General features: G+C 54.9%; 14 protein-coding genes, 1 tRNA gene and 1 pseudogene. 5 read left to right on the top strand and 11 right to left on the bottom strand.

The window, feature by feature from the left end; genetic code table 11:
- From AACY31_RS26030 to tnpC, 4 genes and pseudogenes are all read left to right on the top strand, one after another.
- A partial coding sequence (locus tag AACY31_RS26030; RefSeq protein WP_146186410.1) for an IS3 family transposase occupies positions 1 to 98 on the top strand: 98 nt, incomplete at its 5' end.
- A 66-nt stretch (positions 99 to 164) separates the two neighbouring features.
- The gene (tnpA, locus tag AACY31_RS26025; protein WP_339505329.1) at positions 165 to 482 is read left to right on the top strand and encodes an IS66-like element accessory protein TnpA; all 318 of its coding nucleotides are present in this window, start codon (positions 165 to 167) and stop codon (positions 480 to 482) included.
- The gene (gene tnpB, locus AACY31_RS26020; protein WP_339505327.1) at positions 479 to 814 is read left to right on the top strand and encodes an IS66 family insertion sequence element accessory protein TnpB; all 336 of its coding nucleotides are present in this window, start codon (positions 479 to 481) and stop codon (positions 812 to 814) included. Before tnpA ends, tnpB begins: the two co-directional genes overlap by 4 nt.
- A 50-nt stretch (positions 815 to 864) precedes the next feature.
- A pseudogene (gene tnpC, locus AACY31_RS26015) lies at positions 865 to 2,388 on the top strand (IS66 family transposase); the annotation flags it as partial.
- Between the two features lie 43 nt (positions 2,389 to 2,431).
- Here the strand turns inward: tnpC and AACY31_RS26010 are convergent.
- The gene (locus AACY31_RS26010) at positions 2,432 to 3,352 is read right to left on the bottom strand and encodes an AraC family transcriptional regulator (protein ID WP_339505330.1); all 921 of its coding nucleotides are present in this window, start codon (positions 3,350 to 3,352) and stop codon (positions 2,432 to 2,434) included.
- A gap of 124 nt (positions 3,353 to 3,476) precedes the next feature.
- On the opposite strand from AACY31_RS26010, the gene AACY31_RS26005 reads away from it, so the two are divergent.
- Entirely contained in the window at positions 3,477 to 4,439 is a 963-nt protein-coding gene (locus AACY31_RS26005; protein ID WP_339505326.1) for an SDR family NAD(P)-dependent oxidoreductase, read from the top strand.
- A gap of 377 nt (positions 4,440 to 4,816) precedes the next feature.
- Here the strand turns inward: AACY31_RS26005 and AACY31_RS26000 are convergent, their stop codons facing one another.
- The 10 genes from AACY31_RS26000 to AACY31_RS25960 form a co-directional block, all read right to left on the bottom strand.
- Positions 4,817 to 5,725, bottom strand: a complete 909-nt coding sequence (locus AACY31_RS26000; protein WP_339505324.1) for a proline dehydrogenase family protein — start codon at positions 5,723 to 5,725, stop codon at positions 4,817 to 4,819.
- Between the two features lie 339 nt (positions 5,726 to 6,064).
- Positions 6,065 to 6,247: a hypothetical protein gene (locus AACY31_RS25995; protein ID WP_339505323.1), complete on the bottom strand. Its 183-nt coding sequence runs from the start codon at positions 6,245 to 6,247 to the stop codon at positions 6,065 to 6,067.
- Positions 6,248 to 6,439: 192 nt separating this feature from the next.
- Complete coding sequence (locus AACY31_RS29095; RefSeq protein ID WP_445261579.1) at positions 6,440 to 6,628, bottom strand: AbrB/MazE/SpoVT family DNA-binding domain-containing protein; 189 nt, start codon at positions 6,626 to 6,628, stop codon at positions 6,440 to 6,442.
- 174 nt (positions 6,629 to 6,802) lie between these two features.
- A complete protein-coding gene (locus AACY31_RS25990) occupies positions 6,803 to 7,669 on the bottom strand; it encodes a hypothetical protein (protein WP_339505322.1) in 867 nt (288 codons plus the stop codon).
- A complete protein-coding gene (locus AACY31_RS25985; RefSeq protein ID WP_339505320.1) occupies positions 7,662 to 8,843 on the bottom strand; it encodes a tyrosine-type recombinase/integrase in 1,182 nt (393 codons plus the stop codon). Before AACY31_RS25985 ends, AACY31_RS25990 begins: the two co-directional genes overlap by 8 nt.
- Before the next feature lie 216 nt (positions 8,844 to 9,059).
- Positions 9,060 to 10,160, bottom strand: coding sequence for a redox-regulated ATPase YchF (ychF, locus tag AACY31_RS25980; protein WP_339477732.1), 1,101 nt, complete (start codon positions 10,158 to 10,160; stop codon positions 9,060 to 9,062).
- Between the two features lie 22 nt (positions 10,161 to 10,182).
- On the bottom strand, positions 10,183 to 10,767 hold the full coding sequence (gene pth / locus AACY31_RS25975; protein ID WP_003205533.1) for an aminoacyl-tRNA hydrolase: 585 nt from the start codon (positions 10,765 to 10,767) through the stop codon (positions 10,183 to 10,185).
- Positions 10,768 to 10,933: 166 nt separating this feature from the next.
- Positions 10,934 to 11,536, bottom strand: coding sequence for a 50S ribosomal protein L25/general stress protein Ctc (locus AACY31_RS25970; protein WP_339477735.1), 603 nt, complete (start codon positions 11,534 to 11,536; stop codon positions 10,934 to 10,936).
- Positions 11,537 to 11,678: 142 nt separating this feature from the next.
- Complete coding sequence (locus tag AACY31_RS25965; RefSeq protein ID WP_003171603.1) at positions 11,679 to 12,620, bottom strand: ribose-phosphate pyrophosphokinase; 942 nt, start codon at positions 12,618 to 12,620, stop codon at positions 11,679 to 11,681.
- Positions 12,621 to 12,667: 47 nt separating this feature from the next.
- Positions 12,668 to 12,742: transfer RNA gene (locus tag AACY31_RS25960), tRNA-Gln, on the bottom strand.
- Positions 12,743 to 12,751 lie beyond the last annotated feature (9 nt).

Here is a 12,751-nt window from a genome sequence, read left to right as displayed (position 1 = left end):
TAGAGGACTACATACACTACTACAATCATTCGCGAATCAGGCTGAAGCTAAGTGGCCTGAGCCCTGTGGAATACAGGACTCAAGCACGGCGGGCATAGAAGGCGTCCAACATTTCGGGGTCAGATCATTAAGCGGACGCGATCGCCCTTATCGCCAGGATTTTCATGCGCCAACGAAGCTCTTACCCCAAACCGTTCAAAGCCCAAGTCGTCCAGGAGTGCCTGCAACCTGGAGCGACGATTTCTAGCGTGGCCATTCATCACGGCATCAACGCCAATGTGATCCGCAAGTGGCTACCGATTTACCGGGATCAATCACCCGCAACCCTGCCGGCCTTCGTTCCCATAAAAGCTGCCCCCAAGCGCGCAACAGAAGAGATGGTGATCATCTCGCTACCTCTGGGCGATAAATCCATCACCGTAAAATGGCCAGCCTCGGATCCGGACGGCTGTGCGTGTTTTATTCGTGGCCTGGCCCAATGATTCGCATCGACTCCATTTGGCTCGCCACCCAACCCATGGACATGCGCGCCGGCACCGACACGGCACTGGCCCGGGTGGTTGCCGTGTTCGGTGCGGCGAAGCCGCACTGCGCCTACCTCTTTGCCAACCGCCGGGCCAACCGCATGAAGGTGCTGGTGCATGACGGCGTCGGTATTTGGCTGGCGGCGCGGCGGTTGAACCAAGGCAAGTTTCATTGGCCGGGCATCCACCGTGGGGCGGAAGTCGAACTCGACTCCGAACAACTTCAGGCGCTGGTACTTGGATTGCCCTGGCAACGAGTCGGTGCTGGTGGCGCAATTACATTGCTTTAAACGCTGCCTTTTAGCTGTAGCAGTCGGGCTGCTTTGGTAAAATCCACGGCATGACTTCCTCGCCCGATCTCGACCAAATGACTCCCGAACAACTGCGCACGCTAGCTGCGCAGTTGATGTCCAAGGTCGACACTCTGGACAGAAAGATCCATCGTGATGAAACGATCATCGAGCAACTCACTCACGAGATCGCCATTCTCAAACGCCACAAGTTCGCCAAGCGCAGCGAGCAGATCAGCCCGGCACAAGGCAGCTTGCTCGATGACCTGCTCAATACCGACCTCGAAGCCATCGAGGCCGAGTTAAAAGCACTTCATCCAGCACCCGCCCAGGCAGAACCACGCCAGCAACCCAAGCGTGCACCGTTGCCGCCAAAGCTCCCGCGCACCGTGATCAGACACGAGCCAGACAACACCCAGTGCACCTGCGGCTGCCAGCTTCAGCGTATTGGTGAAGATGTCAGCGAGAAGCTGGACAACACGCCGGGTGTGTTCACCGTCGAACAGCATGTGCGTGGGAAATGGGCCTGCCGGCAGTGCGAAACGCTGATCCAGGCGCCGGTACCACCGCAGGTGATCGACAAGGGCATCCCCACCGCCGGCCTGCTGGCGCATGTGATGGTGGCCAAGTTCGCCGACCACCTACCGCTCTATCGACAAGAAAAGATCTTCGGCCGTGCCGGCCTGGCCATCCCGCGCTCGACACTGGCGCAGTGGGTGGGTCAAACCGGCGTGCAGCTTCAGCCGCTGGTCGATGCCATGCGCGAAGCGGTGCTGGCCCAGCGCGTGGTACACGCAGATGAAACGCTGGTACAAATGCTGGCTCCTGGTGAGAAAAAAACGCACCGCGCTTACGTCTGGGCCTACAGCAGCACGCCATTCTCGGCACTCAAGGCCGTGGTCTACGACTTCAGCCCCAGCCGTGCCGGCGAACATGCGCGTAACTTCCTGGGCACGTGGAGCGGCAAGCTGGTCTGCGATGACTTCGCCGGTTACAAGGCCAGCTTCGAGCTGGGCATCACCGAAATCGGCTGCATGGCGCATGCTCGCCGCAAGTTCTTCGACCTGCTTGTAGCAAATAAAAGCCAGTTGGCGGAGCAGGCGTTGCACTCAATCGGCGGCCTGTACGAGGTCGAGCGACACGCCAAGGAAATGAGCGACGAAGATCGCTGGCACCTACGCCAGGAAACAGCGGTGCCCATCGCTGAAAAACTGCATGAATGGATGCTGGCCCAACGCGAACTTGTGCCCGAGGGTACGGCTACAGCCAAGGCCCTGGATTACAGCCTTAAACGCTGGGTAGCGCTGACGCGCTACCTGGAAGATGGTGCTGTGCCTATCGACAACAACCAGATCGAGAACTTGATCCGGCCGTGGGCACTTGGACGCTCGAACTGGTTGTTCGCCGGGTCGCTACGCAGCGGTAAGCGGGCGGCGGCGATCATGAGCTTGATCCAGTCAGCCCGCATGAATGGGCATGATCCGTATGCGTATCTCAAGGATGTGCTGACGCGGTTGCCGACGCAGCGAGCCAGTGAGATCGAGCTGCTGCTGCCACATCAATGGATACCTATTACTTATCAAAGCATGTGCCTCGTCAGCCTACTGAAGATCGGCCCTAATGCTGGGATATGGAAGCCACTCTCTCTCTGTATTCACGAGGCGAACACGTCATAATGCGCTTGAAAGCGTGGCTAAATGCACTGTCGGAGTCATAGCCCAGCTTTTGTGCTATGGACGAAATGGTGGTGTGGTTTGTTTTCAACAATCTCGTAGCTAATTGCATGCGCCAGCGCAAGACGTACTCTAAAGGGGCGACACCAGATTTTTGCTTGAATCGCAAAGCGAAGGTCGAGCGAGAAACACCCGCGATTTTGGCAAGGTTCTCGACCGTCCAAGAACGCGCCGGATCGGCATGAATGGCTTGAATGGTCGCCCCGATACGTGGATCAGATATAGCAAGCAACCAGCTCGGCGAGCTATTTCCTTCTTGGATCAAATAAATTCGTAGAACCTGCACTAGCATGATGTGGCCGAGATGCTGAACCACAATCGAGTTACCAAGAGACGGATTGGTGAGTTCATGAGCAATACGCTGCAAGGCCCAATTCAGCACGGAAGCTTGATCCGAACCACTTTTGATGACTGCGACGGGAGGTAATCCGTCAAATAGAAGGCGGGCTTCCTCACCGAAGGCAAAACGTCCCCCGATCAGGAAAAACGCATCGGCTGTCCCACAACTGGCGATGCCATTGACGGCATGGCGATAAATCGCATCCGAGTGGATGGCCGGAAATGCCAAGTCGCTGCGGAGTGAAAACGCCCGCTTACGTGGCAAAAGAAAGCAATCTCCGGCCGTCAATCGGATAGGTTGCTCCACGCCTTCCACCACTAGCCAACAAGTCCCTTCAAGGATTGCATTGAACTTGATGCCGTCGGGTGGCGGAAAGTCGATGGCCCAGTCTCCACCAGCCTTCAGACCTGCAAAAAAGGAGCTATGAGTATTTAGGAGGGAGAGGGCTTCGGACAGGGGATCCATAAGGTGTATAGGACGATCTCGACAGATAATTGGACTTTGCTGCATTCACAGTCCTAAGTCTAGTCTAGACAATGGTGGTCGTGGGTTTTGCCCCTATTCCATGTCAGATGCACAAGGACACGCCATGACCAGCAAACAGTCTCCCATCCACTCGGGTTTCGGAGCGGTAACCACCGCAGCAGAGATACTTGAAGGGTGCGATCTATCCAACACCACCGCCATTGTGACTGGGGGCCATTCCGGCCTGGGCCTGGAGACGACACGGGCACTGACCAATGCGGGCGCGCGTGTCGTTGTCGCAGCACGTGATGTTGAAGCTGCTCGCGCAAAGACTAACGGAATCCCTAATGTGGAAATCGAGCGACTGGATCTTTCCGACCTGACCAGCGTGCATGACTTCGCACACCGTTTCCTGGCAAGCGACCGACACATCGACATCCTGATTGGCAGCGCGGGAATCATGGCTTGCCCGGAAACCCGCGTAGGGGCGGGTTGGGAGGCACAGTTCGCTACCAATCATCTGGGGCACTACGCCCTCGTGAATTTGCTATGGCCTGCGCTCAAGGGTCGTGCAAGGGTGGTAGTAGTGTCATCGGCAGGCCATCACCAATCGGGTATCCGCTGGAACGATGTGCAATTCACGCAGGGCTACGACAAGTGGTTGGCCTATGGGCAGTCGAAGACGGCCAATGCATTGTTTGCTGTCCACCTTGATCGGCTTGGTCAACACGAGGGTGTCCGTGCTTTCTCCCTTCATCCCGGCAAGATTCTCACACCGCTCCAGCGTCATCTGGCGCAGGACGAAATGATTGCCGCCGGCTGGCTAGACGTTAACGGCCACCTTGCCGACCCGACTTTCAAGACGACGCAGCAGGGCGCGGCCACCCAAATTTGGGCCGCAACAGCTCCGCAGTTAAATGGCATGGGAGGTTTGTATTGTGAGGACTGTGAGATCGCATCGCTGGACGCAAGCGAACCACCATCCTTTATCGGCGTCCGGCCTAATGCCGCCGACCCTGATCAAGCCGAACGTCTTTGGGCGCTATCCGCTCAACTTACCGGGATTGACGCTTTTGAAAGGAAATGAGTGATCGAGATAGAGCGTCCATATCTGCGCTGCTCTTTGTTCGTGGCTAGAGAGCTTTACATCGGCTGCGCATCGCAGAAACCGTCCATCGAGTCGCCGCCGCTGTCGCGCGCGACGGAAGAACCAGACAAAGACCCTGGGCGGACAGTAGTTCATCCGCATTGGACGGGTTAGGGAAGGCGACTTCGCTGGCCGGTTACTGGGCAGATGCTCACAAAACCCCTTCATGAAGCGATGCCTCCCTCCAGCGTTCACTGGAGGGAGTCATCTCATCACAAATTACGTCAGAGAAATGATCACTGCTCAGATCAAAGTGATCGAACCTTGGAGCTCACTTGCTGAATGCAGCGATCCTGTTGTGTACTTTTACTAGGTCGTCAGAGACCGATAAGCGCTTTGGCGACATGGCCCGCGATACTAGGGTTCTCATTCAGTCTGCGCGTGCTGTAACCGTACCAATCCATACCAAAAGGTACGTAAATGCGTACGCTGAATCCCATTCTCAACACGTTGTCACGCAAGGGTTCGCAAACGCCTAGCAGCATCTGGAATTCAAACTGGGTTCTGTCGATACGGTTGTCTCGGGCCAGAGCAATAACTTGCTCGATCAGTGCAGCGTCGTGCGTGGCAACACCGACGAAGCTGCCGGCGTTAAAGCAGCGCATGACGTGAGCCAAAAAATGCTGGTTGATGGCAGTACGGTCGCTCCATGAGCCGTTCACAAGGTGCGATCGCTCCTCCACATAGATACCCTTGCAGATGCGCAAAGTGCTTGTTTCGCGTGTGAGCACCTCAATATCCTGATAAGTACGCTTCAAATAAGCCTGCAATGCCAGCCCAACATTGTCATGGCCTCTCCTCAATCGGGTGAACAGATCGATTTCCTTTTCCGTGCAGTTAATATCTTCCATATCGATGCAAACAGAGTTTTTGTGACCCTCTGCGGCTTCAAGAATGCGCTTTGCGAGACGTTCGCATTGCTGCATGTCAAGGAGCAATCCAAGCGAGGAAGGCTTGATCGAAATATTGGCTTTTAATCCATTTGCTTGAATCGCTTCAAGCAAATCAATGTAATCGATCGCCGTGTTCTCAGCCTGTTGTAGAGTCGAAATAGTCTCGCCCAATACGTCGAGAGTCACACAAAAACCTTGTGCGTTTAGCTGTTGAACTCGCGCAAGGGCTTCGCCTAGCGTGGCACCAGCAATGTAGCGGCGGGAGATTTTTTGGATAATTGCGCGAGGAATAAAAGGGATGGCACGAGCCATCAAAGCGTTGAAAAGGTGCATATCAATACCCGATACGAAAAATAGCCAACTTCCGTTTCTCCGCGCCAAAGCGTCGAAAAACCACGGACGAAGCAGAGCCGCTGCTTCCTTTTTGGAGCAGCATGAAGCAGAGTCACAGCCGTATATGTCAGCGCATAGCGGCAGCGTCTACTGCGAGCTTCAGTTCATCAATGGGGGCCAGGCAGCGGCGTGCATGCTTTCTTCTCTAGGTATTTGCTAACGTCAAATGTTGTTGAAGTCGTCTACCCCAGTATTACCCAAGCTTTTTGTAGAGCTGCTTGAAGGGGGCTGAACGGTGATCCATGCCACAAAAAAAAGCAAGGTGTATTGGGCGTACGCTTACAGTAAGTCGGCGCCTACTCTCTCGCCATCACTCAAGAGATACATGGATAAAACCTCTCGCTCGCCAAAACGCCATTCTAGAGAGCCTATGTCTCCCATATATTTCTCTTCGTTGAAATAATACTGGTCGTGCAGCAACACGCTCAGTCGCTTTCCCAAAAGCGAACGTGCGTTTTGCATGTCTCGGACAGCTCTTGCTGGGGACGAAGAGCGGCGGCCAGACATTGAGCACCTCAGATAGATTGGAGGAGAGGCAGATACTACACAAACGCCATTACGTCCGCTTTTGGCCGATTTCTGCCTGTCCTAAGGAGCCCCTGACAGCCTTGGACGAGCCCGGTTGACGATAGGGTGAGCCGCTGGGTTGCAAACTCAGGGGGGTGGGGATTCGCTCGGCGTCGGCTTCAGGACTATCGCTCCGTCAATCACCTCAACAGTAAACACGTCGCCGATGTTCAATCCTAGGTCGGCGACTAGGTCCGGTGGTAAGTCAACGATAACGTCGCCGCTTCCATCCGCAGGATCTTGGCATTTCACTGTCCAACGTTGGGTTCTGTTCATAGTGTCGTTCGAGCTGCGTTACTGGGGGGATTATCTCGCGGTGCCTTACCCAATTGAAGTGAAGCGTAATGCTGAGCAGTAATGCCCCTTCATGTAAAATTGGCATATGCCAAGATAGGTAAGGCGAATATCTGTGACCCGAATCCACCGTTAGCGCTAGATGGTTTTTGTGGATTAGTGATATTGCCGTGGTTTTTGCCCCAGCGATTTAAAGTCGGGTAGTAGTTGCATTAATCGAAACTCTTCTTCCTGCTCTTGAACTAGTGTTTCGTCCGGCTCGAAGCCAATTGATTCTACGGTACGGGCCGTCGCTCTATGGAGGGATTCAACAAGCGGCGACGCCAGCTCACGAAGTTGCCTACCAGCAGCATCGTTATGGACGACCTGCTTAGAAAAATCTCTACCGTATTCGATCATTGTGATTGTGGTGCTCCAATCTAATTTTGATTTGTTCAAGGAAAATAGATTTAGCATTACACATTTCATTGCCAGGGTAGTGTTAGCAGTTAAATCAGGTAGAAATACGTTTTTGTCTACATCTTTAGCGCGGGTACCTCTGCTCGTAAAATCATTTCGAGTGCTTGGAGGGATATTGTAGAGAGCAAGTGTGTTCAATAAAGGAAACGCGTGTAATGCCTTAAAGAATCGAACGAGGGCAGGAGTTTTTTTCGATTTTTCTAAAATGTCATTAATGACTATTTCTAGGCGATCAGCCGTGGCATCGAGCGATCTAATCTGACTAGAAATCTTGATGCTCTCATCAGAGTCGTGATCAAAGTGTTCGACATCTAGTTCGTCGACTAGCTTTAGGGATTGAGAAAGGCGCCTAGCATCCGAAGCGGCTTTTCTCAAAGATCGCAATCTTGGTTGGATGTCTGCGGACTGAAGCTCAAAGAAAATTTCCCCCGGTTTGTCTAAGGCTTCAAACAAAGCGGTGCGCTGAGCATCAGAAAGTATCTGAATCTCAACGTGCTCTAAGATACGCCCAATCAGCGCGAGTCTAAAAGCTGCGCAATCCATCTCGCTATCAACTCTAAGCATGTGAAGCCTCCGTTTTCCACTGATCCAGCTGATCGGCCCAGTGTTGCATCATTTTGATCCGCTCATCCATATACGTTGCGTGATTATATGCACGGCGCACAGCGTTCGGCTCTGCATGGGCGAGTTGGGCTTCAATTGCGTCCGCCCTGTAACCCATTTCATTGAGCCTAGTGCTTCCGGTGGTCCGCGTACCGTGTGGACTATAGATTGTCGCCCATCCGAGCTTTTTCAGCGCCTGACGAAAGGATGCGTCGGCCATCGGCCGCTGGCGATCGTCCCGATTAGGAAAAACGTATGTACCATGCCCGGTAATCGGGTGCATCGCCTTCAGGATTGAAATTGCTTGGCGAGGTAAAGGAAGCGTGTGCTCCCTTCTGGCTTTCATCCGCTCCTTCGGGATCTTCCATAAGGCATTTGGGAGGTCGAACTCCTGCCATTGAGCTTGCACGCTTTCGTTGGCACGGGTCAGCGTCAACCACATGAGTTGAAAAGCCATGACGGTTTGAAAGTGACCTCCATGTGATTCGAAAGCGTTGAGCAGATTGCCAACCTGGACAGGGGATAGTGCCGCTTTGTGTTGTGTCTTGTTCGGTGGCAAAGCCTTTCTTACCGGCCAAACAGGGTCGCTGTCGGCTCTCAGTGTCGCGACAGCTAATTCGAATACTGCCGACATCGTGCGTTTAGCTTCCGCCGCAACGGATGGTGCGCCACGCCTAACCGTCCTGTTAAGAATGTCTAAAACGTGCGCTGGCTTGATAGTCCGCACAGGGAGTTTTCCAATTGATGGAAACACAACTCTTTTGAGCATCCCCAGGCGACGTGTTTTCGTCACGGGCTCCCAGTCTTTCAATGCGAGCCATTCCGAGGCGACTGATTCGAACGTATTCGAGGCATCAAGCTCTCGCGTAATTTTCTCCAGTTGCCGATTCTGTACTGGGCTAATTCCCTGTCTGACTAGCCTGCGAGCCTCGTCGCATTTCTCGCGAGCATTTGCCAGCGAGATACTAGGGTAGTCGCCTAGAGCGAACCAGGAGGCCTTTCCACTCAGTTTGAATCGGTAACGCCAAGCACGCACGCCGTTCGGCTTCACCTCTAGATAAAGGCCTCTAGCATCGTTGATGCGGTACAGCTTGGCTTTGGGCTTGGCAGCCCGGCAGTGAGCGTCCGTAAGCATCCAGGCACTGTCCATTTCCGGAAAATTGCCATCGTATACACCTAATCGAGGGCTGTCCAAGAACCGTATACACCGGTGTAGTCGTTTTTTTTGTGCATGCTGCTGCAATCTCATGCATGCCATAGAAACACGAAAGCCCCCATATATGGGGGCTTTCGGGATGATTAAAGGACTGTCTCGCAACCCTAAGCAATCACCTGCAATGCCAGCTACAATTTACACGTTAAAGCGGAAGTGCATCACGTCACCGTCCTTGACGATATATTCCTTGCCTTCCAGACGCCATTTCCCCGCCTCCTTGGCGCCCGCTTCACCCTTGTACTGGATGAAATCGTCATAGGCGATGACTTCGGCGCGGATGAAGCCTTTTTCGAAGTCGGTGTGGATCACGGCCGCGGCTTGTGGCGCGGTAGCCCCGACGCGAACGGTCCAGGCGCGGACTTCTTTTACGCCAGCGGTGAAGTACGTCTGCAGGTGGAGCATCTCGTAGCCAGCGCGGATTACGCGGTTCAGGCCAGGCTCTTCCAGGCCGAGGGCCTCGAGGAACATATCTTTCTCTTCACCGTCATCCAGCTCGGCGATTTCTGCTTCGATCTTGTTGCAGACCGGAACGACCATGGCGCCTTCTTCTTCGGCAATGGCCTTGACCACGTCCAGGTGCGGGTTGTTCTCGAAGCCGTCTTCGGCAACGTTGGCAATGTACATGACCGGCTTGGTGGTCAGCAGGTGGAAGCCACGAACGATCTGCTTCTCATCGGCACCCATGTCCTTGATCAGGCTGCGTGCCGGCTTGCCCAAGGTGAAGTGGGCGATCAACTGCTCGAGCAGGGCTTTCTGGGCGACGGCGTCTTTGTCGCCACCCTTGGCATTGCGAGCGACTTTCTGCAGTTGCTTCTCGCAGCTGTCGAGGTCGGCGAAGATCAGTTCCAGGTCGATGATTTCGATGTCGCGTTTCGGGTCGACGCTGTTGGAGACGTGAATCACGTTCTCGTCTTCGAAGCAGCGGACCACGTGGGCGATGGCATCGGTTTCGCGGATGTTAGCCAGGAACTTGTTGCCCAGGCCTTCACCTTTCGAAGCCCCGGCCACCAGGCCGGCGATGTCGACGAACTCCATGGTGGTCGGCAGCACGCGCTCCGGGATCACGATGGCCGCCAGCGCTTCCAGGCGCGGATCGGGCATCGGCACGATGCCGCTGTTCGGCTCGATGGTGCAGAAGGGGAAGTTCTCAGCCGCGATACCGGATTTGGTCAGGGCGTTAAACAGGGTGGACTTGCCGACGTTAGGCAGGCCGACGATGCCGCAATTGAATCCCATGGTGTTTCCCCTCGGATAAGTGTCAGGCCTTCTGGCTGTGCAGGTTTTTCATCGCGCGGTTCCATTCACCGGCGAGGATATCCGGCAACACGCCGAGGGCAAAGTCGATGCTGGCATCGAGTTTTTCCTGTTCGGCGCGAGGCGCACGACCCAGGACAAAGTTTGAAACCATACTGGCAACGCCCGGGTGGCCGATGCCGAGCCGCAGGCGGTGAAAGGTATTCTGATTACCCAGTTGCGCGATGATGTCGCGCAACCCGTTGTGACCGCCATGGCCGCCGCCTTGCTTGAGCTTGGCAACGCCCGGAGGCAGGTCGAGTTCGTCGTGGGCCACCAGGATTTCTTCAGGCTTGATGCGAAAGAAACCGGCCAATGCCGCCACGGCCTGGCCGCTGCGGTTCATGTAGGTGGTGGGAATCAACAGGCGAACATCCTGACCCTGGTGCGAGAAGCGACCGGTCAGGCCGAAATACTTGCGATCGGCTGCCAGGCTGACGCCTTGTGCCTGCGCGATGCGCTCAACAAAAAGGGCCCCTGCGTTATGCCGGGTCTGTTCGTATTCAGCGCCTGGATTTCCCAAGCCAACGATCAGTTTAATGGCAGTCACGATAGGGGCCCTTCCTGGAGTGTGGATAACAATGTCGCAATCAGGCGGTGTTGCGACAGTGGACGAAAATGGCGGATTTACCGTTAAGTAAGCTTCGCGTTCTCGCCCGCTGTCTCGCTACGTTCCAGTCCGCGATGTTTCCGGTCACTCCGGCGACAGAGTGAAATTACTCTGCAGCGTCTTCTTCAGTAGCTTCTGGAGCAACACGTGGAGCGTGGACGTTGGCAACAGCCTTGTCATCGCCGTGTGCCAGAGCAACAAACTCAACGCCTTTAGGAGCCTTGAGGTCGGACAGGTGAATGATCGTGCCAACTTCGGCGTCAGCCAGGTCGACTTCGATGAATTCAGGCAGGTCTTTCGGCAGGCAGGAGACTTCGATTTCCGAAGTGACGTGCGAGATTTCGCCGCCTTTCTTGACCGGGGCAGCTTCGTTGACGAAGTGCACTGGAACAACAGCAGTCAGCTTCTGACCGGCAACAACGCGGACGAAGTCAGCGTGCATCACGTGGCCTTTGGCCGGGTGACGCTGCAGGGCTTTGATCACGACGTTTTGCTTGGTGCCACCAACGTTCAGCTCGATGATGTGGCTGTAGGCCGCTTCGTTTTCGAGCAGTTTGGCAACTTCTTTGGCCAGCATGCTGATGGACTCAGGGGCTTTTTCGCCACCGTAGACTACAGCTGGAACCAGGCTTGCGAGACGACGCAGGCGGCGGCTCGCACCTTTCCCCAGGTCGGAACGCACTTCAGCATTCAGAGTAAATTCGTTCATGTTGTATCTCCAAAATAGCCATGACCGAGTGACGTTTGCGACCAGCGTCAAGCACGGTATGGGCAAAAAAGCCCCGCCCCGACAGGTGATGCCGGGGCGGGGCGCTTTTCGTCAACGAGATGTCCTTGAAAGGGCAGGGCCCTTAGCGGAACATCGCACTGATCGATTCTTCGTTGCTGATGCGGCGAACCGCTTCGGCAACAACCGGTGCGATATCCAGTTGGCGGATACGCGCACAGGCTTGTGCTGCTGCGGACAGCGGGATGGTATTGGTGACCACCAGCTCGTCCAGCACGGAATTTTCAATGTTCTCGATCGCTCGACCCGACAGCACAGGGTGTGTGCAGTAGGCAAAGACCTTGGCAGCGCCATGCTCTTTCAGGGCCTTGGCCGCGTGGCACAGGGTGCCAGCGGTATCGACCATGTCATCGACCAGAATACAGGTACGCCCTTCGACGTCGCCGATGATATGCATCACTTCGGAGTGATTGGCTTTCTCACGGCGTTTGTCGATGATACCCAGATCCACGCCCAGGGATTTGGCAACCGCCCGTGCACGCACGACGCCGCCAATGTCCGGGGACACGATCATAAGGTTTTCGAAGCGCTGATCTTCGATATCATCCACCAGGACCGGGGATCCGTAGATGTTATCCACGGGAATATCGAAGAAGCCCTGAATCTGGTCAGCATGCAAATCAACCGTGAGAACACGGTCGATGCCGACTACGGTCAGCATATCAGCCACGACTTTCGCGCTGATAGCCACACGTGCGGAACGCGGACGGCGATCCTGACGGGCATAACCAAAGTAAGGAATAACAGCAGTGATACGAGTAGCCGAGGAGCGACGGAAGGCATCAGCCATCACGACGAGTTCCATCAGGTTATCGTTGGTCGGAGCGCAAGTCGGCTGAATAATGAAGACGTCTTTACCGCGAACGTTTTCATTGATCTCGGCAGTGATTTCACCGTCGGAAAATTTACCGACAGAAATGTCACCGAGAGGGATATGCAGCTGACGTACAACACGCCGAGCCAGATCGGGGTTAGCGTTCCCCGTAAAGACCATCATCTTGGACACGCGCAGTACCTGAAGGCTGAGGGTATACCTGGATGAGTATAGGAAAATGGCAGGGGCGGCTGGATTCGAACCAACGCATGGCAGGATCAAAACCTGCTGCCTTACCGCTTGGCGACGCCCCTGTATCTGTT

The sequence above is a fragment of the Pseudomonas sp. RL_105y_Pfl2_101 genome (assembly GCF_963970585.1).
Lineage (GTDB): Bacteria > Pseudomonadota > Gammaproteobacteria > Pseudomonadales > Pseudomonadaceae > Aquipseudomonas.
This window is presented reverse-complemented; position numbering and strand designations above follow the sequence as displayed.